Source organism: Plantactinospora siamensis (genome assembly GCF_042434095.1).
In the GTDB taxonomy this organism is placed as follows: Bacteria; Actinomycetota; Actinomycetes; order Mycobacteriales; family Micromonosporaceae; genus KBS50.
This window is the reverse complement of sequence record NZ_JBHLUE010000009.1, coordinates 43,947-65,275: the sequence shown is the minus strand read 5'-3', so window position 1 is coordinate 65,275 and position 21,329 is coordinate 43,947. Positions and strand designations below refer to the sequence as shown.

28 protein-coding genes are annotated in these 21,329 nt (G+C 73.7%); 16 read left to right on the top strand and 12 right to left on the bottom strand.

The features are described 5' to 3' along the window. Positions 1-5: 5 nt before the first annotated feature. From ACFFHU_RS12555 to ACFFHU_RS12540, 4 genes are all read left to right on the top strand, one after another. Positions 6-842 (top strand): DUF1028 domain-containing protein, encoded by an 837-nt coding sequence (locus tag ACFFHU_RS12555; protein WP_377338381.1) that lies wholly within the window; start codon positions 6-8, stop codon positions 840-842. A 138-nt stretch (positions 843-980) separates the two neighbouring features. Further along, positions 981-1,253 carry an ArsR/SmtB family transcription factor gene (locus ACFFHU_RS12550; RefSeq protein ID WP_377338379.1) on the top strand — a complete coding sequence of 91 codons (273 nt, stop codon included), beginning with the start codon at positions 981-983 and terminating at the stop codon, positions 1,251-1,253. Positions 1,254-1,266: 13 nt separating this feature from the next. Continuing rightward, complete coding sequence (locus ACFFHU_RS12545; RefSeq protein WP_377338377.1) at positions 1,267-1,653, top strand: VOC family protein; 387 nt, start codon at positions 1,267-1,269, stop codon at positions 1,651-1,653. Positions 1,654-1,755: 102 nt separating this feature from the next. Then, entirely contained in the window at positions 1,756-2,643 is an 888-nt protein-coding gene (locus tag ACFFHU_RS12540) for an NmrA family NAD(P)-binding protein (protein WP_377338375.1), read from the top strand. Between the two features lie 126 nt (positions 2,644-2,769). On the opposite strand, the gene ACFFHU_RS12535 is transcribed toward ACFFHU_RS12540, so the two are convergent. Continuing rightward, entirely contained in the window at positions 2,770-3,525 is a 756-nt protein-coding gene (locus ACFFHU_RS12535; RefSeq protein WP_377338373.1) for a maleylpyruvate isomerase N-terminal domain-containing protein, read from the bottom strand. Positions 3,526-3,721: 196 nt separating this feature from the next. Beyond that, positions 3,722-4,648, bottom strand: coding sequence for a phosphatase PAP2 family protein (locus tag ACFFHU_RS12530; RefSeq protein WP_377338371.1), 927 nt, complete (start codon positions 4,646-4,648; stop codon positions 3,722-3,724). Positions 4,649-4,780: 132 nt separating this feature from the next. Here ACFFHU_RS12530 and ACFFHU_RS12525 point away from each other — a divergent pair, with 132 nt between their 5' ends. The 11 genes from ACFFHU_RS12525 (at position 4,781) to ACFFHU_RS12475 (ending at position 11,347) form a co-directional block, all read left to right on the top strand. Then, the gene (locus ACFFHU_RS12525) at positions 4,781-5,461 is read left to right on the top strand and encodes a DUF3159 domain-containing protein (RefSeq protein WP_377338532.1); all 681 of its coding nucleotides are present in this window, start codon (positions 4,781-4,783) and stop codon (positions 5,459-5,461) included. 329 nt (positions 5,462-5,790) lie between these two features. Continuing rightward, entirely contained in the window at positions 5,791-6,453 is a 663-nt protein-coding gene (locus tag ACFFHU_RS12520) for a hypothetical protein (protein WP_377338370.1), read from the top strand. A gap of 5 nt (positions 6,454-6,458) precedes the next feature. Further along, complete coding sequence (locus ACFFHU_RS12515; RefSeq protein ID WP_377338368.1) at positions 6,459-7,568, top strand: SRPBCC family protein; 1,110 nt, start codon at positions 6,459-6,461, stop codon at positions 7,566-7,568. Further along, entirely contained in the window at positions 7,565-7,948 is a 384-nt protein-coding gene (gene gvpJ / locus ACFFHU_RS31685) for a gas vesicle protein GvpJ (protein ID WP_446686809.1), read from the top strand. The genes ACFFHU_RS12515 and gvpJ overlap by 4 nt, the downstream gene beginning before the upstream one ends. Before the next feature lies 1 nt (position 7,949). Then, positions 7,950-8,714, top strand: a complete 765-nt coding sequence (locus ACFFHU_RS12505; protein WP_377338366.1) for a GvpL/GvpF family gas vesicle protein — start codon at positions 7,950-7,952, stop codon at positions 8,712-8,714. A gap of 11 nt (positions 8,715-8,725) precedes the next feature. After that, positions 8,726-8,932 carry a gas vesicle protein GvpG gene (locus tag ACFFHU_RS12500; RefSeq protein ID WP_377338530.1) on the top strand — a complete coding sequence of 69 codons (207 nt, stop codon included), beginning with the start codon at positions 8,726-8,728 and terminating at the stop codon, positions 8,930-8,932. A gap of 14 nt (positions 8,933-8,946) precedes the next feature. Continuing rightward, a complete protein-coding gene (locus ACFFHU_RS12495; RefSeq protein ID WP_377338364.1) occupies positions 8,947-9,309 on the top strand; it encodes a gas vesicle protein GvpO in 363 nt (120 codons plus the stop codon). 7 nt (positions 9,310-9,316) lie between these two features. Next, positions 9,317-9,769, top strand: a complete 453-nt coding sequence (locus tag ACFFHU_RS31680; protein ID WP_446686810.1) for a gas vesicle protein — start codon at positions 9,317-9,319, stop codon at positions 9,767-9,769. After that, entirely contained in the window at positions 9,766-10,593 is an 828-nt protein-coding gene (locus tag ACFFHU_RS12485) for a GvpL/GvpF family gas vesicle protein (RefSeq protein WP_377338362.1), read from the top strand. Before ACFFHU_RS31680 ends, ACFFHU_RS12485 begins: the two co-directional genes overlap by 4 nt. After that, positions 10,590-10,874: a gas vesicle protein gene (locus ACFFHU_RS12480; protein WP_377338360.1), complete on the top strand. Its 285-nt coding sequence runs from the start codon at positions 10,590-10,592 to the stop codon at positions 10,872-10,874. The genes ACFFHU_RS12485 and ACFFHU_RS12480 overlap by 4 nt, the downstream gene beginning before the upstream one ends. Then, positions 10,871-11,347 (top strand): gas vesicle protein K, encoded by a 477-nt coding sequence (locus ACFFHU_RS12475; RefSeq protein WP_377338358.1) that lies wholly within the window; start codon positions 10,871-10,873, stop codon positions 11,345-11,347. The genes ACFFHU_RS12480 and ACFFHU_RS12475 overlap by 4 nt, the downstream gene beginning before the upstream one ends. Before the next feature lie 11 nt (positions 11,348-11,358). Here ACFFHU_RS12475 and ACFFHU_RS12470 read toward each other — a convergent pair whose 3' ends face one another. The 10 genes from ACFFHU_RS12470 to ACFFHU_RS12425 form a co-directional block, all read right to left on the bottom strand. Then, positions 11,359-11,724, bottom strand: a complete 366-nt coding sequence (locus ACFFHU_RS12470; protein WP_377338357.1) for a hypothetical protein — start codon at positions 11,722-11,724, stop codon at positions 11,359-11,361. A 29-nt stretch (positions 11,725-11,753) separates the two neighbouring features. Beyond that, complete coding sequence (locus tag ACFFHU_RS12465; RefSeq protein ID WP_377338356.1) at positions 11,754-12,065, bottom strand: hypothetical protein; 312 nt, start codon at positions 12,063-12,065, stop codon at positions 11,754-11,756. 71 nt (positions 12,066-12,136) lie between these two features. Next, positions 12,137-12,802 (bottom strand): lysophospholipid acyltransferase family protein, encoded by a 666-nt coding sequence (locus ACFFHU_RS12460; RefSeq protein ID WP_377338354.1) that lies wholly within the window; start codon positions 12,800-12,802, stop codon positions 12,137-12,139. A gap of 25 nt (positions 12,803-12,827) precedes the next feature. Then, positions 12,828-13,481 carry a TetR/AcrR family transcriptional regulator gene (locus ACFFHU_RS12455; RefSeq protein ID WP_377338352.1) on the bottom strand — a complete coding sequence of 218 codons (654 nt, stop codon included), beginning with the start codon at positions 13,479-13,481 and terminating at the stop codon, positions 12,828-12,830. Positions 13,482-13,513: 32 nt separating this feature from the next. Beyond that, on the bottom strand, positions 13,514-14,824 hold the full coding sequence (locus tag ACFFHU_RS12450; RefSeq protein WP_377338350.1) for an MFS transporter: 1,311 nt from the start codon (positions 14,822-14,824) through the stop codon (positions 13,514-13,516). Beyond that, a complete protein-coding gene (locus tag ACFFHU_RS12445; RefSeq protein ID WP_377338349.1) occupies positions 14,824-15,516 on the bottom strand; it encodes a helix-turn-helix domain-containing protein in 693 nt (230 codons plus the stop codon). Before ACFFHU_RS12445 ends, ACFFHU_RS12450 begins: the two co-directional genes overlap by 1 nt. A gap of 66 nt (positions 15,517-15,582) precedes the next feature. Next, entirely contained in the window at positions 15,583-15,975 is a 393-nt protein-coding gene (locus ACFFHU_RS12440) for a DoxX family protein (protein WP_377338347.1), read from the bottom strand. 100 nt (positions 15,976-16,075) lie between these two features. Beyond that, positions 16,076-16,279, bottom strand: coding sequence for a hypothetical protein (locus tag ACFFHU_RS12435; protein ID WP_377338346.1), 204 nt, complete (start codon positions 16,277-16,279; stop codon positions 16,076-16,078). 125 nt (positions 16,280-16,404) lie between these two features. Continuing rightward, positions 16,405-19,323 carry a glycoside hydrolase family 48 protein gene (locus ACFFHU_RS12430; RefSeq protein ID WP_377338345.1) on the bottom strand — a complete coding sequence of 973 codons (2,919 nt, stop codon included), beginning with the start codon at positions 19,321-19,323 and terminating at the stop codon, positions 16,405-16,407. Between the two features lie 728 nt (positions 19,324-20,051). Next, positions 20,052-20,474, bottom strand: a complete 423-nt coding sequence (locus ACFFHU_RS12425; protein ID WP_377338344.1) for a roadblock/LC7 domain-containing protein — start codon at positions 20,472-20,474, stop codon at positions 20,052-20,054. Between the two features lie 99 nt (positions 20,475-20,573). On the opposite strand from ACFFHU_RS12425, the gene ACFFHU_RS12420 reads away from it, so the two are divergent. Further along, entirely contained in the window at positions 20,574-21,194 is a 621-nt protein-coding gene (locus ACFFHU_RS12420; protein WP_377338528.1) for a pentapeptide repeat-containing protein, read from the top strand. The last annotated feature ends 135 nt before the right edge of the window (positions 21,195-21,329 follow it).

Below are 21,329 nucleotides of genomic sequence, written 5' to 3'. Positions count from 1 at the left end.
CCCGGGTGACCTTCTCGATCGTGGCCCGCTCCGATGACGGGCGCCTGCACGGCGTGGCCGTGGCCAGCAAGTTTCTTGCCGTCGGCGCGGCCGTGCCGGGGGCCGAGGCGCGGGTGGGGGCGATCGCCACCCAGGCGTACGCCAATCTGGCCTACCGGCCGCAGGGGCTGGCGCTGCTGCGTACCGGCGTGGCCGCTGCCGACGTGGTGGCCGGCCTGGTGGCCGCGGACCCGGGCCGGGACCAGCGCCAGCTCGGGGTGGTCGGCCCGGATGGCGACGGCGCCACCTGGACCGGCGACGGCTGCCACGACTGGGCCGGCGGGCAGGCCGGCCCCGGCTGGGCGGCGCAGGGCAACATCCTCACCGGGCCCGAGGTGATCGACGCGATGCGCGACGCCTGGCTGGCCGGCGCCGCCGAGCCGCGCTTCGCCGCGCGCCTGCTCGCCGCGCTGCGGGCCGGCGACGCCGCCGGCGGTGACCGGCGCGGCCGGCAGAGCGCCGCATTGCTGGTGGTGTGCCCGGGCGGCGGGTACGGCGGCGGCAGCGACGTGCTGGTCGACCTGCGGGTGGAGGACCACCCGGACCCGGTCACCGAGCTGAGCCGGCTGCTGGGCCTGCACGTCATGCTGTTCGAGAAGCCGGATCCGGCCACCCTGCTCGATCTCACCGGCGACCTGGCCACCGAGGTCGGTCGCCGGCTCACCGCGCTCGGCCACCCGCCGGCCGGCGCCGACCTGGACGCGGCCCTGGAGTCCTGGGCCGGGGTGGAGAACCTCGAGGAACGCATGGTGCCGGGCCGGATCGACCCGGTGGTGCTGGAGCACCTGCGCACGATGTCCTGAGCCGGCGCACGACGCCCGCCTCGGCAGCCCTGCCACCGCCAGGTTGATCGGCGGGGCGGCCGCCGAACCGTGCCGGCACGGCGATGGTCAACGATCGAGCCTCGACAGGCAAGTGACGGCTTGCCTATACTTCTCGCCGTGGCCGACCTCTACCAGGCCCTGGCCGACCCCACCCGCCGGAAGATCCTCGACGAGCTGACCGAGCGCGACGGCCAGACCCTCTTCGAGATCTGCTCACGACTCGCGATGAAGCACGGGCTCACCTCGACGCGCCAGGCCGTCTCCCAGCACCTGGACGTGCTGGCGGCCGTCGGCCTGATCGTCACCCGCCGGGAGGGCCGCTACAAGTTCCACCACATCGTCACCGAGCCGCTGGAGCACCTCGCCGACCGCTGGCTCAAGCCGAGCTGACCAGGGAGAACCGATGAGAATCAACCTCAGCAGCATCTTCGTCGACGACCAGGCGAAGGCGCTGCGCTTCTATACCGAGGTGCTGGGCTTCGTCGCCAAGGCCGACGTGCCGCTGGGCGAGCACCGGTGGCTCACCGTGGTCTCACCCGACGACCCGAACGGCACCGAGCTGGTGCTCGAGCCCGACGCGCACCCCGCCAGCAAGGTGTTCATGGCGGCGCTCGTCGACGACGGCATCCCCGCCACGTCCTTCGCGGTGGACGACGTGGCCGCCGAGTTCGCCCGCCTCCGCGGCCTCGGCGTGCGGTTCACCCAGGAGCCGGCCGAGATGGGGCCGGTGACCACCGCCGTCTTCGACGACACCTGCGGCAACCTCATCCAGATCGCCCAGTTGACGTAGGGCGGCAACCAGGTCGACCGCCTCGCGGTCGGCTTTACCTCAAGCCCACTTCAGCTTTTACGCTCGACGCGCCAAACCCGCCGAACGGATGGACGTCGTCGCATGAGCATCGAACGAACGGTACTGGTGACCGGGGCGACCGGGCGAGTGGGCGGGCAGGTCCTCGCCCACCTCGCCACGGCCGGCACGGTACGGATCCGGGCGCTGTCCCGGGATCCGGCGGCAGCATCGGCGGCCCTCGGGCCGGACGTGGCGGTCATCGGCGGTGACCTGACCGAGCCCGACACCCTCGCCGGCGCCCTGGACGGCGTGGACGCGGCCTTTCTGGTGTTCCCCTCGGTGACCGCCGACCGGGCGGCCGGAAGGCTGGTGGCAACGCTCACCGAACAGGTCGGCCACGTCGTCTACCTGTCCGCCCACGGCGTGCCCGAGCACCCCGAGCCCGATGCCCGGCCCGACGGGACCATCCTGGGCTCACACGCCCACCTGGAGTCGTTGCTCGCCCGGTCGGCCACCCGGTACACCTTCCTGCGGTCCAGCGGGTTCGCCGCGAACACGCTCGGTTGGGCGCCGCAGATCCGCAGCTCGGATGTGTTGCGGTGGTTCGTTCCCGAGGCCAGCCGCGCCCTGATCCACGAGGCCGATCTCGGGGCCGTGGCCGCCCGGGCGCTCACCGGCGACGGGCCGCACCGGGCCGTCCACCACCTGACCGGCCCGGAGCAGCTGACCCAGGCGGAGCAGCTCGCGGCGATCGGCGCCGCGCTGGGTCGGACGCTGCGCTACGAGGAACTGGATCCGGAGCAGGCGACGGCGCGGCTGTTTCCCAACCTGCCGGCCGAGGTTGGCGCCGGGATCATCGCGGCGCACGAGGCCATGGTCGGCCGGCCCGAGCCGGTCACCGACACCGTCCGGCGGCTACTCGGCCGGCCCGCGCTGACGTTCGCCCGCTGGGCCCGGGACCACGCGCAGGACTTCGCCGGCCCGCGCTGACGTTCGCCCGCTGGGCCCGGGACCACGCGCAGGACTTCGCCGGCCCACCGCACCGGCCCGGACCGGGACCGGGGCGCGACACCGGAACGGAGTGACCGGCGCCCGCGCCCGCGGACCGGGCGGGGGTCAGCCGAAGGACAGCCAGCGCAGCCCGAGGCGGTCCACCGCGGCCCGCTCCCCCGGGTCGATCGGCGACCGGCCGGTGGCCTTCGCGATGAACGTGAGCCGGTCCCAGCCGAGGTCCGCGTACGGCGCCGCCACGTCGACCCGCGCCGGGCCGGCCGGCGCGGCGTCCGCCGCGGCCGCGTCGCCGAGCAGCAGCCGCTCGATCACCGCGGCCGCCGCCGGGGTGAGCCACGGCGCGCGGTCCAGCGCCGCGGCCAGGTCCAGTCCGTGTACGCCCAGCTCCACGACCCGGGTACGCAGAAACTCGTCCAGCGCCATCGGGTCACCGTGCCGGGTCACCACCACCCGGTCGCCGCGCTGGCCGACCACGGCCGCGCGCACCGCGAGCCACACCCGGTCGAAGTCCTCGGCCAGCGCGTGCCCGGACGGCACGGTCGCGGCCTCGCGCCGGGCGCCGGTGATCCGCGCCGCGTCGGTGGCCGCCGCGAACTTGCTCGGGCCGTAGTAGCCGGCGGCGTCCACCTCGGCGCGGTCCGGCGCGGGCCGGGCGAGCATGTCGAGCAGCCGGCCGGTGGCGGTGCGGACGTGGGCCAGCAGCTCGGCCACCGTCCACGGCGCACAGCCGGTGGGCCGGGCGAAGTCGGCCTCTGGCAGCGCGAGCATCACCTCGGCCAGCCGCGCCGCCTCGGCCGCGAACGCCCCGCGGATCCCGTCCGATCCACCGGCCTGCGCGCCGGCGACGTCCGCGCTGCTCACGCCGTCGGCTGCCGCGCCGGGTGGGCCGCTGGCGTCCGCGCTCGGCATGCCGCCGGGCCGGTCACCCGGTCGCCGTTCGGGCCGGAAGGGCCGCCGCCGTCCGCACGCGGCACGCTCGGGCCTGGGCCGGCCACGCGGTCGGCGTGCGCGTCCGGCGGACCGGCGGCGTCCGCCCGCAGCACGCCGCCGGGCCCGGTCACGCGGTCGGCGTGCGTGCCGGGCGGACCGGCGCCGGCCCGGCGACCGGGGCGAGCCGGGGCACCACCCGGTGCACGGTGGCCAGCACGAGGCCCACGATCAGGCAGGTGGTCCCGGTGATGCCGAGGGCGCTGCCACCATAGGCCACCAGCAGCCGGTGGTCGCTGATCTGCTTTGGCGGGGTGGGCCGCAGCGCGAGCGTCCAGTCGGCGGCGTACCAGGCGATGGCGAGCGACACGGCGGCCGCCAGCAGCAGCAGGCCGGTGGCCACCCGGTGCGCGTCGGCGGACCGGGACTCGGTGTCCAGCCGGTCGGTCTGCAGCAGGCCGATCCCGACCAGCGAGGCCCAGGCGCCGACGATCAGCAGCGAGGCGATGGCGTCGCTGGGCCGGTGCCAGCCGGCGGACAGGGTGGCCACGCCGGCCAGGGCCGTGTACACGGCGCCCACGAACGCCCCCCAGACCCGGGCCGTCCGGGGCAGCACCAGGATCAGCGCCACGGCCACCGAGGCGGCCACCGCCGTGTGCCCGCTGGGCAGGCTGTTGCCGGCCGCGGCGCGCTCGGGATCGATGCCGAGATCGGGCCGGTTGATGAGGTACTTGAGCGCCTGGACCGAGATGTTGGCCCCGGCGATCAGCAGGGTGGCGAGGATGGCCAGCGCGATCCGCCGGCGGATCAGCGCGATGAAGCCGATCACCGCGGTGGCCACCACCAGAGACGCCACCGACATGGCGTTCAGCACGGTGGCCACCAGCCCGCCGATGTGGTTGCTGCCGATGTAGTTGCTGGTCAGCGCCACCGTGTCCAGCCACTGGCCGGCCTCGGTGCGCACCGAGAAGCGCCAGAGCGCGGCGAGCGCGAGCAGTTGGACGGCGGTCAGGAGCACGAGCCACGTGGCCGTCAGGCCGATCCGCCGACTTTTCATGCGGAGAGGCTAGCCGTACCCGACCCGCGCCGCGCCCGGGGATGGCGCTTTTTGCGACTATCCGGCACGTCGGCCCCCGCGCCGGTGGTACCGCCTGGTCAGCCGCATTGGTTAGGGTGCCCTCAGCATGTGCTGAGGGGGTGGCTGGTGCCGGCCGGTGCGGAAGGGACCCGCGAGGAATCGCTGACCGAACTGCTCGGCGGCCGCCGCGGCGCCGTCGACGCCACGCTGCCACCGGTCGCGTTCGGCGCCGGTTATCTGCTGGGCGGCCGATCGATCCTGGCCGGCGTGGTGGCAGCCCTGCTCATCGGGTTGGCCGTGGCCGGCTGGCGGCTACGCCGCGGTGACCGGCCCCGATCGGTGCTGGTCGGCCTGCTGGCCGTGTGCGTGGCGGCGCTCGTGGCGCTGCGCACCGGGCGGGCGGCCGACTTCTTCCTGCTGCAGGTCGTGTCGAACGCGGCCAGCGCGCTCGCGTTCGCGGTCAGCATCGTGCTGCGCTGGCCGCTGCTCGGGGTGGTGGTCGGCACCGCGTCGGGGCAGCGCGGGCGGTGGCGGCGCGATCCGGCGCTGCTGCGGGCGTACGGGCGGGCCAGCTGGCTGTGGACGGCCGGCTATCTGCTGCGGGTCCTCGTGTTCGTGCCGCTCTATCTGGCCGACCAGGTGGTGGCGCTGGTGGCGGCCCGGGTGGTGCTGTCCTGGCCGCTGGTGACCGCCACCCTCGCGGCCAGCTGGTGGGTGATCCGCCGCTCGCTGCCGGCGGGGCACCCGGGGCTGCGGCACCCGGTGGAGCCGGCCGCGCCCGGTGGCGCCTGACTTCGCCCGTTTCCTTCCGCACTGTTCCGTGAGCGCTTCGTGCGCCGTTTTATATTCGCCGTCCCGTCCATTCTTTGTCGCGAAAAATAGCAGCCTTTCGCCGATCGACAACCGGGTGGTAATCATTTTTCGACGACCGGCCGTGACCACCGTCACCGGCCCGGACGGGAACCTAGCCCATTGACCCTGTCAATTTCCTGGAATCGTCAAGATCTTGTTCAGACTGCGATTGACCTGGGTACCGATTGCCCCAGCAGCAGTTGCAGGACGGCAAAGAACGCTCGGGATGAATCCAATTATCGAGCACCGATGATCAAAGGAGTTCGACAGTGATGCAACGCGCGGGGCGCTGCGCCCTCATGCTCGGAATGGGCTACCTGTTGGGCCGGCGCAAGAAGCTCGGTGTCGCCCTCGTGCTGGGCGGCGCCGCCGCGGCCGGCCGGCTGAGCACCAACTCGGGTGGCCTGTTGCGGCAGGGTGTGCAGGCCCTCGGCGGCTCGGCCGATCTCGGCCGGGTGCTGGACCTGCGTGGCCCCCTGGTCGCCGCCGGCAAGGCCGCGGCGACGCGGGCGGTGAGCAGCCGCATCGACCGGGTGAGCGACCGGCTCGCCGACCAGGCCGAGTCGCTGCGCTCCCCCCGCCAGCGGGCCGGACAGGACGCCGACGACGCCACCGACCAGGACGCCGACCGGGAGCCGGAGGACGCCGGATACGACGAGGACAGCGAGCCGGAGGACCGCCAGCGGCGGCCGCGGGACCCGCAGCGCGGCCGCGGCCAGCGGGACGAGCGGTACGACGAGACCGACGCGGACGACGAGGGCGACGAGGACGAGCCCGACGAGGGCGACGAGGACGAGCCCGACGAGGGCGACGTCGAGGCGTATGACGAGGAGCCGGAACCGCCACGGCGGCGGCCGACCCGGTCTGCCCGACCCACTCCGCGGCCCCGACCGGCCGCCTCCGACGCGCCGGTCCGCCGGCGAGGCAGGTGAGCGGCATGTCGGAGACCCCCCGACAGACCATCGGCGAGAAGATCTCCGGCCGGCTGGCCGAGGAGCTGCGCAACGTCGCGACCGCGGCCACCGACCGGCTGGTCTCGGCGGCCACCGACCGGCTCGGCTCGGCCACCGAACGGCTCACCGAGTACGCGAGCAACAGCGACAACCCCAACCTCAGGGCCGCGGCGGCCGGAGCGGGTCAGCTGGCCGCCGGCAAGTCCCCGGCGCGCGCCGGGCTGAGCTTCGGCATGGCCAGCCTGAAGGAGAAGGTGAAGTCGATGTTCGGCAAGGGCAAGGGCAAGGGCGACGGCAAGGGCAAGATCAAGGTCACCAACATCGTCGAGGCGATCGAGGTGGGCGTGCCGGTCCGGGTCGCCTACAACCAGTGGACGCAGTACCCGGACTTCCCCACCTTCATGAAGAAGGTGGAGAACGTCGACCGCGGCGACGAGGACACGAAGACCACCTGGAAGGCGCAGGTGTTCTGGTCGCACCGCAGCTGGGAGGCGACGGTCTCCGAGCAGGTGCCGGACGAGCGGATCGTGTGGAAGTCCAAGGGCGAGAAGGGCCACGTCGACGGGACCGTCACGTTCCACGAGATCACCCCGGACCTCACCCGCATCCTCGTGGTGCTGGAGTACAACCCGCAGGGCCTCTTCGAGCACACCGGAAACCTGTGGCGCGCCCAGGGCCGCCGGGTACGCCTCGAGCTGAAGCACTTCGTGCGGCACGTGATGACCCGGACCATCCTCGACCCGGACTCGGTCGAGGGCTGGCGCGGTGAGATCCGCGAGGGCGAGGTGGTCCGCGACCACGAGACCGCCCTGGCGGAGGAGCAGGACGCCGACCAGAACGGCGCCGACGACCGGGACCAGCACGGCGCCGACGGCCAGGATCGGGACGGCGCTGGCGACCAGGATCAGGACCCGGCTGACGGCCGGGACCGCGGCGGCGCCGACGACCATGCCGACGACGACGGCAACGACGACGGCCGGGCGGACGACCGGGGCGGCGACGACGGCCGGGACGAGCCGGACGACGACCAGACCGACGGCGAGCAGGACCGTGGCCGCGGACGCGGCCAGCGCCGGGGTGGTGGGCGGCGATGAGCCTGCAACCCGCCACCAGCGCCGGGACGGTCGACCGGGGATCCTCGGGCGACCTCGCCGAGGTGGTCGGCACCATCCTCGACAAGGGCGTGGTGATCGACGCGCACGTCTCGGTCGGCCTGATCGGCATCAAGCTGTTGACCATCGATGCCCGGATCGTCGTGGCGAGCGTGGACACCTACCTGCGGTTCGCCGAGGCCACCAACCGGCTCACCCTGGACGGTTCGCAGTCGGGCAAGGGCCTGCCGGAGATCGTCCAGGGGCCCAAGGGAAATCTGCTGGAAAAGGCCGGCGACGCGCTCGGCGAGCTGGTGAGCGGCGGCGACGACCGCGACGAGCGGGACCGGGCGCCGCGTCGGGAAAGGCGAAGGGACCGCTGAGATGACAACCGTCGACACCAAGACCGGCCTTCTGCTGTACGGCCTGGTGCCGGCCGACGTCGAGCCGACCGACGACGCGACCGGGGTGGGCAACCCGCCCACCCCGGTCGGGGTCGTCGCGCACGGCGACATCGCCGCACTGGTCAGCGAGGTGCCCGTCGACCGGCCGCTGGGCCGGCCGGACGACCTGCGGGCCTACAAGGACCTGCTGGACCGGGTCACCGGCGTGGCGCCGGTGCTGCCGGTCCGGTTCGGCACCGTCGCCCGGGACGAGGCCGCCGTGGCCGAACTGCTGGGAGCGCGGCACGACGACTACCGGCGCGCGCTGGACCGCGTCGAGGGGTGCGCCCAGTACGTGGTGCGGGCCCGCTACGACGAGCCCGTCGTCCTGGCCGAGGCGCTGGCCGGCAACGCCGAGGCGGCCGCCCTGCGCGACCGGCTGCGGGGCCAGCCCGAGGACGCGCTGCGCGACGAACGGATCCGGCTGGGTGAGCTGCTCAACGCCGAGGTCTCCGCCCGGCGGGACGCCGACACCCAGCGACTGGCCACGGAGCTGGAACCGTTCTGCGTGGCCCAGTCGCTCCGCTCGCCCACCTCCGAGCTGGACGCCGCCCACCTGGCGGTGCTGGTGAAGGTTGACCGCGAGGCCGACTTCGAGGGCATGGTGCAGCGGATCGCGGCCGACTGGGACGAGCGGGCCAGCGTCAAGCTGCTCGGCCCGCTGGCCCCGTACGACTTCGTCGACCAGCTCATGAACGGAGCCTGACCGTGCTGGGGATGCTGCTCGGCCTGCCGCTGGCCCCGCTGCGCGGGGTCACGGCCCTGGCCGGGGTGCTGCAGGAGCAGGCCGAGCAGCAGCTGTACGACCCGGCCACCGCCTGGCAGCAGTTGGAGGAGTTGGACCGCGCGGCCGCGGCCGGCGAGCTGTCCGGCGCCGAGCTTGAGGACGCGCAACAGCAGATCATCGACCGGCTGATCGCCTGAGAGGGGAGGTTGCCATGCCCAGGGACCGCACGCGCACGACCCGGGACGACCGGGACGCCTACGACGAGGAGCACGACGAGCAGGCGTACGACGATTCGACCTACGACGGGGCGCCGGACGGTCCGACGGCGACCGAGGCGGCCCGGACCGCGCTGCGGTACGTGACCGAGCTGACCGGGCGCGAGCCGGTCGGCATCACAGCCCTGGAACGCGCCGACGAGGGCTGGCGGGTCGGCGTCGAGGTGGTGGAGGAGCACCGCATCCCGTCCTCCAGCGACGTCCTGGCCATCTACCAGGCCGACCTCGACGTCGAGGGCGAGCTGCGCGGCTACCGGCGGGTCCAGCGGTACGCCCGCGGCCGCGGCGACGGGCGGTGAGCCGCGGATGAGCATGCTGCAGTCCGGGCGGGGCCCGACGCCGGAGCCCACCAACCTGGCCGACATCCTCGAACGCGTCCTCGACCGGGGCATTGTGATCGCCGGCGACATCCGGATCAACCTGCTCGACATCGAGCTGCTCACCATCAAGCTGCGTCTCGTGGTGGCCTCCGTGGACACCGCGCGGGAGATGGGCATCGACTGGTGGGAACGGGACCCGTTCCTGTCCAGCCGGCCGCGGCCCGCGGCCGAGGCGGAGGACCCGCCGCCGGCGGTGGCCGCGGAGCCGCGCGCCGGCCGCCGCCGAGGCTCGCGTCCGGCGGTCACCGCCGGCCGGGCAGAGGACGAGCCCGGGTACGACGAGCCGGAGTACGACGAGGACTGGCACGAGGAGCCCCGGGCGGCGCCGCCACCGCAGCGCCGCCCCCGGCCCCGGCGGCCGGCGAGGGAGGCACGATGAGTTCCGCGGAGCAGGGCGTCTGGGTGCACGCGGTCACCCGCGACATCGAGCCGGCCCGGCTGGCCGGCATGACCGGGGTCGGCGGTGGGCCGGTCCGCCCCGTACGGGCCGGCGGCCTCGCCGCCGTGGTGAGCACCGTCGACCTCGCCGAGTACGGCGCCGAGCCGCTGCGCCGCAACCTGGAGGACATGTCCTGGCTGGAGTCGGTGGCCCGGGCCCACCACGGCGTGATCGACGCCGTCGCCCGGCTGGGACCGGTGGTCCCGGCCCGGCTGGCCACCGTCTACCTGGACGACGAGCGGGTGGCCGGCACGCTGGTCGAACACCGGCGGGCCGTGGCGGACGCCCTGGACCGGGTGAGCGGGCGGGTCGAGTGGGGCGTGAAGGCGTACGCCGCACCGGCCGCCGCGAATCCGGCCGGGTCGCCCGGCGCCGGCGCCCGCGGCGCGGCCCGGGCCGGCGCCGGCGGCGCCGGCCGGGCGTACCTGCTGCGCCGCCGCGCCCAGCTGACCGCCACCGAGGACGCCGAGCGGACCGCGGCCGAGGATGCCGACCGGTTGCACGGCACGCTGCGCCGGGTGGCCGCGGAGGTGCGCCGGCACCCGCCGCAGGACGGCCGGCTCAGCGGCCGGTCCGAGTGGATGGTGCTCAACGGCGCGTACCTGGTGGACGCCGAGCATGCCGACGAGTTCGCCGAGTCGGTTCGGGGGCTGGCGCCGGACCATCCCGGTATCCGGGTGGAGCTGACCGGCCCGTGGCCGCCGTACTCGTTTACCGAGCTCAACCTCTCGGAGCCGGAAGCGGCCGCGGGGGTGGGCGGATGACCGACCTCGTTCCCGGCGCCGGCACCGGCCCGGCCACCACCTCCTTCGGCGCGCCGAGCCCGCTGGACGAGCCCGGCGCCGGCGACTACCGGCCGATCGCGCTGGTCGACCTGCTCGACCGGGTCCTCGGCGCCGGCGTCGTGGTCAGCGGCGAGCTCGCGCTGTCCATCGCCGACGTCGATTTGGTGTACGTGTCGTTGCGCGCGCTGCTGGCCTCGGTCCGCGCCAGCGCCGCGGCGCCGCCGCCCGGGCCGCCGCCCGCCGGCGGGCAGCCGTGGTGACCGGCGAGGGCCCCGCGGACCCGGCGGCCGTGCCCGGCAGGGGCGCCGCAGATCCGGCGGCCGTGACCGGCGGGCCCGCCGCGGCCCCCGGCGATCCGGCGACCGGGTCCGGCGACGACGTGGCCCCCGGCCATCCGGCGACCGGGTCCGGCGACGACGTGGCCGTGGGCGACGCGGACGCCCCGGCGGTACGGCGGCTGGGGCGCGGCATCGACGTGGATCGCGACGGCGTCGAGCGCGGCCTGGGCAGCCTGGTGCTCACCATCATCGAGCTGCTCCGGCAGTTGATGGAGCGGCAGGCGCTGCGCCGGATGGATCAGGGCGACCTGACCGACGAGCAGATCGAGCGGGTCGGCGCCACGCTCATGGCGCTGGAGGAGCAGATGACCGAGCTGCGCGAGCACTTCGGGCTGTCCGCCGAGGACCTGAACCTCGACCTCGGCCCGCTCGGCCCGCTGCTGCCGCGCGGCTGACCCGCTACCGGTCAGTCCGGGATGTGGATGATCGGCAGATCTTCTGCGGCGTACCGGGCCTCCCGGGTGAGGATGGGGGCCTCGTGGTCAAGGCTGGCCAGGACCGTCGTGGCAAGGTCCACCCGGCCCGTGTAGCGACGCCAGTAGGCCAGCTCCAGCCATGAGCTCCCCGGTGTGGCCAGCACCGCACAGGAGTCCAGGGCAAGAAGACGCCGCAGCGCCGACCGGTCCTTGGGGTTGTCCACCGCGGCCAGAGTCTCGGCGGCCGTGACAGCGGTCGCGGCGAACCGGACGCCGTCAGCGATCACCTCGTGCAGCGGCTCTCCGACGTGTACCGAACCGGCCAGATAGGCCAGCAAGGCGGAACGATCAAGCACCAATCGGACCGGGGGTGAAGCCGGACCGGTCATGCGGCCGATGCCCGACCGCGGTCCGGCGTGTCGTCATCCTCAACCGCGCGGCGCACCCGGTCCCGGACCGCCTGGTAGCGCTCCGGCCGCCACTCGGCGGCCACCGCCGCCCGCGCCGCTCGAGCGCGGGCCACGCCCTCCGCCGTGATGGGGATGCCCTGGTGCGCCAGCTCTGCGCTCAGCGCCTCTTGACGCATGAGCGCCCGGGCCGCGTCCACGAGATAGGCGCTGGCGTTCGGTTCGCGTTCGAGCCGCTCGGCGACGTCCGGCGGAACGGAGATCGACAACTTGCGCACCGGCTTGGTCATACCCACGAGGGTACACCGGTAGCACCACCCTCCCTGGCGCATCGACCGCCGATCGGCGCGTCGCGCTGGCCTCAGCCGGCGGAGAACTCGTTGTAGTGGGCGGCCGGCTCCTGGCCGGACAGGGTCCGGATCGCGGCCATGATCTCGTCGGTGGCCGTCCGCCGCAGCGCGCCGCCGGGTCGGCCGTCCGGAGCGGCGAACCGCAGCGGCGGTCCGAACCGGACGGTGATCCGGCCCGGTCGGGGCAGGCGGGCGCCCACCGGCTGGATCCGGTCGGTGCCGAGCACGGCGACCGGGACCACCGGCGCCCCGGAGGTGAGCGCCAGCCAGGCCACGCCGGTGCGGCCGCGGTAGATCCGCCCGTCCCGCGACCGGCTGCCCTCCGGATGGATGCCGAAGGCCCGGCCCCGGGCCAGCACGTCGAGGGCCAGCTCGAGGGCCGCCTGCGCCGACCGGTACCCGGCGCGCGGCACCGGGATGGCGTCCACGCCGGTCAGGCAGGTGCGCAGCACCCGCCCCTTGAGCCCGGGCCGCAGGTAGTACTCCTGCTTGGCCAGGAACGCCACCGGCCGCGGCGCCACCAGCGGGATGATGATGCTGTCCAGCGCCGAGATGTGGTTGGCGGCCAGGATGACCGGGCCACGGCGCGGGACGTGCGCGCGGCCCTCCACGGTGGGCCGGAACAGCAGCCGGGCCAGCGGCGCCACGATCAGGCGGGTGCTGTGGTGCACGAGCACGGTGGGTCTCCGTTGCGGTTCCGGGTCAGCCCAGCGGCGGGCGCGCCGCCGGGCGGAGGTGGGCGTCGAGGACGGCGTGCAGCACGGGGTCCAGGTCGTCGCTGCCGAGGACCAGCTGGAGGCTCCCCCACCGGCTCAGCTGGGCCACGCCGTGCAGGTTGGCCCAGAGGGCCGCGGCCACCGACTCGGCCGCGGCCGCCCGGTCCGGCCCGGCGGGCGAACCCGACACGGCCACCGGGTGCGGCGGGCCGGGCGGGGCGCTCGGGCGGGTCTCGGCCACCAGCCCGACGAGGGTGTCGAACAGCGGCCGGCTGGCCTGGCGCAGCCCCTCCGCGTTGCCGCGCAGCAGATCGTGCCGGAACATCAGCGCGAACATCTCCGGTTGCGCCCCGGCGAATCGCAGGTAGGAGCGCGCCAGCGCCAGCACCCGGGCGTAGGGGTCGGGATGATCGGCGTCCAGCGCCGCGGCCACCTCGGCGGCGAGCGCCCGGTAGCCCTCCCGGGCGATGGCTGCGAGCAGGTCACGGTGGGCCGGGAAGTAGCGCCGGGGCGCGCCGTGCGACACGCCCGCGTGCCGGGCGATCTCGCGCAGGGTCAGCGCGGCCTCGCCGTCGCGGGCCAGCAGGTCGACTCCGGCCCGCACGAGCCGGGACCGCAGACCCTGATCGTCATCGGGCATGGGAGGTGTCTACCGCATCGCGTAGACAGTGTCTACCCTCGCTGCGAATGTGCCGATCCCGGCGCCGCCGGCTGCCGCCACGCCGCCGGCGCGGCCGGCCGGGGCGGTTCCGCGGGGATGCGGAGCCACAGCAGGCAGGCGAACGCCGCCAGCAGCTCGAGGCTGGCGCTCGCGGCGAACGCCGGCACGGTGCCGACCCAGCCGGCCAGCGCGCCCATGGCGGCGATGGCCAGCGGGGTGATGCCGAGATTCGCCAGCGTGTTGACGCTGGTGACCCGGCCTCGGAACCGATCCTCGGTCATCCGCTGGGTCACCGTGACGATGACGATGGCCAGCGGACCGCTGGTCATTCCCACCAGAACGCAACAGCCCACGGCGAACCACCGGGTGCCGCCGACCGCGACGGCGAAGACGGCCAGCCCCTGGACCGCGGCACAGGCCGCGGCCGTCGACCGCTCCGGCAGGCGCAGCCGGGCCATGGCGGCCGCGCCGACGATGGCGCCGACACCGAACCCGGCCAGCAGCTGGCCGATCCCGGCCGCTCCCCAACCGCGCAGGTCCGACACGAGCGCGAGGCCGACGTTCATCGGGCCGACGAAGCCGAGGTTGGTCAGCAGCGACACCAGCAGCAGGATCCGCAGGGTCCGGTGCCTTACCAGGTATCCGAGGCCCTCCCGCAGCGCGCCGGTCAGCCGGCGGTCCGCCTCCGGCGCGGCCGCCGGCGGCGCCGGGCGGGGGCGGACCCAGAGCAGCGCGAGCACCGACACCGCGAAGGTGACGGCGTTGACCACGCAGGCGAGCGCGAGCCCGCCGGCCGCGACCAGGATCCCGCCCAGCGGGGCGCCGAGGGTCAGCGCGAGCCGGGCGGCCATCGTGGTGGTGGCGTTGCCGCTGGCCAGCTGCTCCGGGTGCAGCAGCCGGGGCAGCACCGTGCCGGCGGCCGGCAGGAACACCGCGTCCGCCAACCCGAAGAGCAGCGCCACCGCGATCAGCAGTGGCACGCCCGGGCTGAGGGCGGCCACCGCGGCCGCGACCAGCGAGACCAGCAGCCGGCCCAGATCGCTGCCGATCATCAGCCGGCGCGGGTCGTAGCGGTCCGCCAGCGCGCCGCCGACCAGCAACAGCACCAGCCGGGGCAGCGACGAGACCGCCAGGACCACGCCGGCCACGCCGGGCGAGGCGACCCGTACCGCGGTCCAGGACAGCGCCACGTACCAGACCTGGTCGCCGAGGACGGACACCGCCTGGCCGGCCACGTACCGCAGGAACGGGCCGTTCCGGTACGCCGGCGGGACCGGCGTCGAACCGGTCGGCCGGACCGGGTCCGCCGGGTCGACGGCCATCAGAGGTCCCGTTCCGGGAACGCGTGCAGGAAGACGAACACCGGCTGCCGATCCGCCTCGGCCGGTTCGCCGGCCGACGCGCCAGCCGGGTCGCCGGCCGGGGCGCCAGCCGGGGCGGCCGGTTGGTCGTCGTCGTTCGCCGCGCCCGGTGGCGCCGCGTTCGCCCGCCGTCGGGCCAGCGTGGTCCGCCGGCCGTGCTCCGACCAGCGGCGCAGCGTGGCGTGCAGTTCCCCGACCAACTCGCGCAGCTCGTCCGGGGTCAGCCGCAGGAACGAATCCGAACTGGTGGCGGCCTGCTGCCAGTCCGGCGGCCAGCTCCGGCGGGTCTGCTCGAAGTGGCGCAGCCGCTCGAACTCGTGCGTGATCATGTCCCGCTTCACCCGGCCGGCCACCGCGCGACCCTCCGGGCTCACGAAGTCTTGCCAGCTCCAGGAGGTGGCCCCGGGCACCAGCCGCCACCAGCGTTCCCGCCGGTCCCGGGCCAGCTCCGGCACGTCCTCCACGAACCCGCGCCGCTGCAGCTCCCGCAGGTGGTAGCTGAGCAGGCCCGGGTCGGCGCCGCCGAGTTCCCGGCCGAGCATGGCGTTGGTGGCCGGACCGACGTACGCCAGCACCCGGTACAGCCGCTGCCGCACCGGGTGGGCGAACGCCTTGAGGGTTTCCGGATCACTGATCCGCTGCGTGTGGCTCACGCCGGATCACGCTAGGAGCATGCCGGCCAATCCACAAACTTCCTACTGGATCTTGCAGCCGTCAATCTAAAGCCGGCCGGTGAGCACGAAGACGCACAGCGCCAGGATGACGACGTTCGCGGCGACGTTTCGGGCCTCCCGGTTGCCGCGGCCGGCCGCCCGGTCCCGGCGCAGCAGCGTGCCGTGGCTGAGCATCGCGCCGATCATCACCACGGCCAGGCCGCCGGCGGCCACCGGCGTGAGCACCCGCGCCACGCCGGTCAGCCACGGCAGGATCAGCCCGACCGCCGCGAGCAGTTCGGCGAACGCGGTCAGCCGGATCACCGGCACCGGAAACGGCGCCACGCCGGTCTGCCCGGACGCGATCAGCCGGTCCTTGGACTGCGTGCCCTTCACCGCGCCCGACCAGAGAAAGACGGCGGCCAGCAGGATCTGCACCACCCACAGCGCTACGTTCATGACGTACTCCCGGTCCTTGGTTGTCGATTGGCACCAGGACCGGTACGGCGGACCGGATGTGACGTGGTGTGTGCCGGATCACCCGGGCGGACGGGACTCCTCACCGGATGGCGTCGGCCAGCCCCAGGAACCCGTGGTAGCCGCGCAGCGCGGCCCGGACAGACCCGCCGGTTGCCTCGGCGCCGCGACCGGGGGGCGAGGCCGGCGGGGCCTGGAAAGGGGTGGCGGGCCGGACCGGACCGCTGCGTCGGCCAGTCCGGCCGGCCCGCCACGGGGTGACCCGGCTGCGGGTTTGCCGGGTCACGGCCCGGTGGTGGGGACACCGGGCCAGTCAGGGCCGGCCGCGCGGGCGCGGGTCGCCCCCGCGCGGCCGGTTGGGAGGAGCCCCTGGTCACCGCATCGGCGATGCCGGCGGCCCCTCCCGGTCTGCTAGCCGAGCAACATGCCGTAGTCGGCCAGCGCGAGGGCGACGTCGGTCTGCGCCCAGAACCGGTGGTAGTTGAACACCGGCGCCGGACCCGTGCCGTCCAGGTACGCCTTGACCCTGGCGTAGTCCGGGTCGTTCTTGTAGAAGGACCGGATGTCCAGGAACGAGTCGCCCGACTTGATCACGTCACCGTTGGGCATCTTGCCGGTGAAGCCGGACGGCACGTACAGGCCGTCGTGCGTGCTGGCGTTGTAGACGTCGTCCAACCGGTTGTAGTCGGTCTTGGTCTCCGGCACCGACACGCCCTTGCTGTCCGCGTGCGTGAGGATGCCGTCCAGCAGCGCCTTCGCCGTCGTCTTGGCCTGCGTGTTACCGGACTTGGCGGCGTAGTAGGTGAGCGTGCGGGCGTACGCCCCGGCCACCCCGACGTCGTTGGTGTAGTCCTTGATGGTCACGTGCAGACCGCTGTTGTTGACCGAGGTGGTGCCGGCGGCCCAGTTGCCACCCGGCTGGCCGCTCCAGTTGAGCGTCGACGGGATCTGGTAGTCCCCGTTCGTGCCGATGGTGGTGTTGGCCATGGCCCAGGTGGTCCACTTGTCCAGCAGGGCCTTGGCCCGGGCGTCGCCGCTCTCGTGGTAGTACTCGGCGACCCGCTCCATGGTCCACGCCTGGAAGCCGAACCACTGGTTCGACGGCGGGTCGTGGTAGACGGGCTGCCAGTCGTACGCCAGGCCGTAGAAGGTCGGCGTGCCGGCCGGCGGAGTGCCGTAGGCGCCGCCCCAGCTGTTCGTCGCGCCGCCGGCGATGGCGCCCTCGGACGACTGCAGCCAGGTGTAGAAGTCGATCTGCCGGGTCAGGCTGGTGGCCCAGTCGGACTTGGCGGACGGCGACTTCGGGGTCAGTGCGGCCACCGTGGACAGCGCGTACGCCGCCATCGGGTTCTGGTAGCCGCTGTGGTTGTGGCTGGAGCCGATCCGCCAGCTCCACGACCCGTCCATGGCCGCGCCCCAGGCGTAGTACCAGGAGAGCAGGTAGTTCGACGAGTCCTTGCCGGTGCCCGCCGCGCAGGACGGGGTGGTGCAGCCCGGCTTCTTGAAGTACTTGTCGTACATCGCGTACCGGAGGTAGTCACCCATCTTGGCCGCCTTGGCCACGGTGGCCGCGACGTCCGCCGCCTTGCCCTGCTCGGTGGCCCATTGCAGGGCCCAGTAGGCCGCCTCCACCGCGCGGGCGTCGGCGTCCGGCGCGTCAGTGAACTTCCACTGCTTGGCCGGGTTGGAGTCCTGGGTGAACAGCGGGCCGTAGCCGTTCGGGCCGCCGTAGGTGAACGTCTCGCAGGACGGCTGCGGGATGGTCTCGAAGACCGACTCCTGCGGGCCCCGCTGGTAGGTGTTGATGTAAGCCACCCGGGTGGTGTGGTCGCCGCACTTGCCGAAGCCGTACGTGTTGTCCACGTCCAGCAGCCAGTGCATGCCGTAGATGTCGCTGTTGCCGTACGTGCTGGTCAGCTCGGAGTACAACGGGTCGGTGCCGGCCTTCACCCCGCTGTCGAAGGCCACCGGGTACTGGTCCGGGTACGCCTTCTCCGGCGCGTACGTGGCCGGGCTGTTGGCGTTGTAGCCGCCGGTCTTGTAGTCCGAGCCGCTGGGGATGATGTACTTCTCCATCACGTTCCAGGCGTTGTTGAACGGCGTCCAGTCCTTCTGGATCCGTCCGTACTCGGCCTCGAGCCACAGCCAGTAGCTGAACGCCTCGGAGGTGGTCTCGTGGCCCTGATCCGGGGCCTCCACCATGAACGTCTCGACGGAGTGGTACGGCACGCCCTCGGGGCTGAAGTAGCCGTTCGACGGCGCGTGGATCTTGTTGTACTGCGTCATGAACTGGGTGACGTAGGTGCCGCCCGCGACGTCCTTGTCCAGCTGGGTGAGGGTCACCGCCGAGGCCGTGTAGCCGGTGGAGGTGGCCGTGAGGGTCGCCGTGTCGTTGGTGGTGTCGGTGTCGGTCACCGACGACACGGTCACCGGCACGCCGGTGTTCCAGTTGCTCGGAGTCAGCGTAACGCTCGTGGCCGACGTGCTGAACTTCGCGGCCGACGACCCGCTCAGGGCCAGACCGACCGTCACGTTGCTGCTCGGCGCCGAGTTGAGCTTGTACGTCAGGCTCGTGCTGCCGCCCTCGGGGACGCTGAGCGCCGTCGGGTTGGCGACGATCGCCGGTCCGGTGGCCGCTCCCACGGTGAACGACTTCTCCGCCGTGGCGGTCAGCGCCGGCGTGCCGTTGTCGTACGCCTTGGCCTGCACCGTGTAGTCACCGGCCGGTAGCCCGGTCAGGGTGTAGCTGTACGGGGCCGTGGTGTCCGTGTTGACCAGCAGGCCGTTGCGGTAGAACTCGACCTTGCTGATCGAGCCGTCCGGGTCGCTGGCCGTGGCGGTCAGGGGCACGTCCGCCGGCGCGGTGAACGGGCCGGCCGGAACGCTGAGTGCGACCGTCGGCGCCTGGTTGCTCGACTGGCCGCCGCAGGTGACCCCGTTGATCGAGAACGAGGTCGGCTTCGGGTTGCTGCCGCTGAACGTTCCGTTGAAGCCGATGTTGGTGCTGGCGCCGGTGCCCAGGCTTCCGTTCCAGGACATGCTGGTGGCGGTGACCTGGTTGCCGCTCTGGGACCAGTTGGCCGACCAGCCGTTGCTGACCTTCTGGCTGCTGTTGGGGAAGGCGAACTTCAGGGTCCACCCGTTGATCGGGTCGCCCAGGTTGGTGAGCGTGACGCTCGCGGTGAAGCCGCCGGTCCAGTCGTTCGTCGTATATGCCACGTCGCACGACGCCGCCGCCATGGCGGGCGTGGCCGGCACGGTGAGCCCGGCGGTGGCCAGCACGGCCGCCGCTACTATCGCCGTACGGCGACGTTTCGCCCACAGTCTCATACTCTCGGGTCCTCCTCGCCGGACCGATGGCCGGGCGAGTGCGCCGCGGCCGGGGCGCCGCCGGCGGAGGGGGTCCGCCTGGTGCGACGCGGGGGAACGTCGGGATCCGTCCCGATCCGGCGAGCGGTGCTATCCGTCGCCGCGGTGGAACGGCTCTGCCCGGGCGGGCGCCGGTCCGGTGCGTACCGGATGCCCTCGACGGCCCACGCTCGCGTACGGCTCCTGCGAGATACTTCGAGAGTCTTCCATGGGAGCGCTCCCGGTGCAAGTGAGACCCGTTCGTCCTGCTCGCGACCAGGGTTTTGGCCACTCAGATGTTTCGATCTTGTTTTAGGTCTTTTCCAATGCCGTTAAGCCGACTACAGTCCACAATCACCATCACGGATGGGAGCGCTTCCATAGATAAAGCGCTACGCGCAAGTGGTGCGGCCGCTGCCCGGCGGACGCACACCGATCCGGCTTACGGGCCGGCGGCGGTCCAGCCCGGACTCCGCCACCGGCCCGACGCACCAACGGAAGGAGGTGCACCAGCGGCACTCGCGTGGCCCGGCTCCCGCGCGGCACGTACGGCCCTCGTACGTGCGGACGTTCGATGTGGGGACGGAGTTGCCCTCTCCGTCCCCACACACAATCCCCGACCCGCACCAACCGGTGCCGGGGACCGACGCTTACCGGTCATCCTACCGGTATCCGCTGTGGACTCCCTGACCCGTTCGGCCCATCTCTGCTCAGCCCGACAGCGCCTGCTGCAGCTCCGCCCGCAACGCCGGGGTGAGCATCTCCCCCGCCTGCTTGGCCAACCGCGCCATCTCGTAGCCGACCACCCCGATGTCGGCCTCGGCCCCGGCCAGCGTTGCCAGGATGGAACCGTCCCGGACCTGCATCACCAGGAAGTACCCGCGGCCCATCTCGACCACGGTCTGCTTGACCACGTCCCCGTCGAACATCTGGGCCGCCCCGGCCGTGATGCTCATCAGCCCCGAGGTGACCGCCGCCAACCGGTCGGCGTGGTCGCGCGGCAGGTGGCCCGAGACCGCCACCAGCAACCCGTCCGAGGAGACCACGATCGCGTGCGCGACCCCCGGCACCCGCTCGGCGAACGCGTTGACCAGCCAGCTCACGTCGCGGGCCTCTTGACTGAGGGATGTCACCTGTTCTTCCTTTCGTCCCCGACGCCGAACGACGCGCGGGAGATCTCGGTCGTCTCTTCCTCCTCGGCCCGGCGGACCCCGCCGTAGAACCGGGACAGCATGCCGCTGACGGCCTCCGGATCCAGCTCCGGCCGCGGGACCGGCACCGCCGGCCGGGCCGGGGTGGTGGCCGCCGGCAGGTGCGCCATCGGCACCCGGAGCGGCAGGCCGCGCCCGGTTGTGGCGGGCGCCGCCGGCGCCCCGCCCGGACCGGCGTCACCCGGCCGGGCCGCGGCGCCGCCGGCCGGCGGGACCGGGCCACCGGGCTCGGCCGCACCGCCGGCGCCTGGCGTACCGGCGCCGGCCGTTCCGTTCGGTGCGCCGCCGCGGGTCCACCACGTGCTGGTCTCTCCCGCCGGCGACGCGGGTCCGGCCAGCACGTCCTCGGCCCGGGTGGGCACCGGCCGGCGGGGCAACGTCCGCTTGCGCGGCCGGGCGCCGCCGGGCTGGTCGCCGCCGGGCGGCGTCGCACCGACCGACCCGGCGCCGTCCGGCGCTGCGCTGACCGGCGCCGAACTGACCGGCCCTGCACTGGCGGGCGCCGAGCTCACCGGCGCCGAGCTCACCGGCGCCGAGCTGACCGGCACCGAGCTGACGGGCGCCGCGTACGGCGCGGAACTGACCGGAGCGACCGGCGGCGCCGTCCTGACCGGCGGCGTGAAGCCGGCAGGCGGGACCTGACCGACCGGATCCAGCACGGCGAACCCCGGCACCAGCACCGCGGCCGGCTGGCCGGGAACCGTGGGCGGATCCGCCGGGCCGGCGCCGGCGACGGCGCCGGGGCGATCGACCATCCGCGCCGTCAGCATCCGCCGC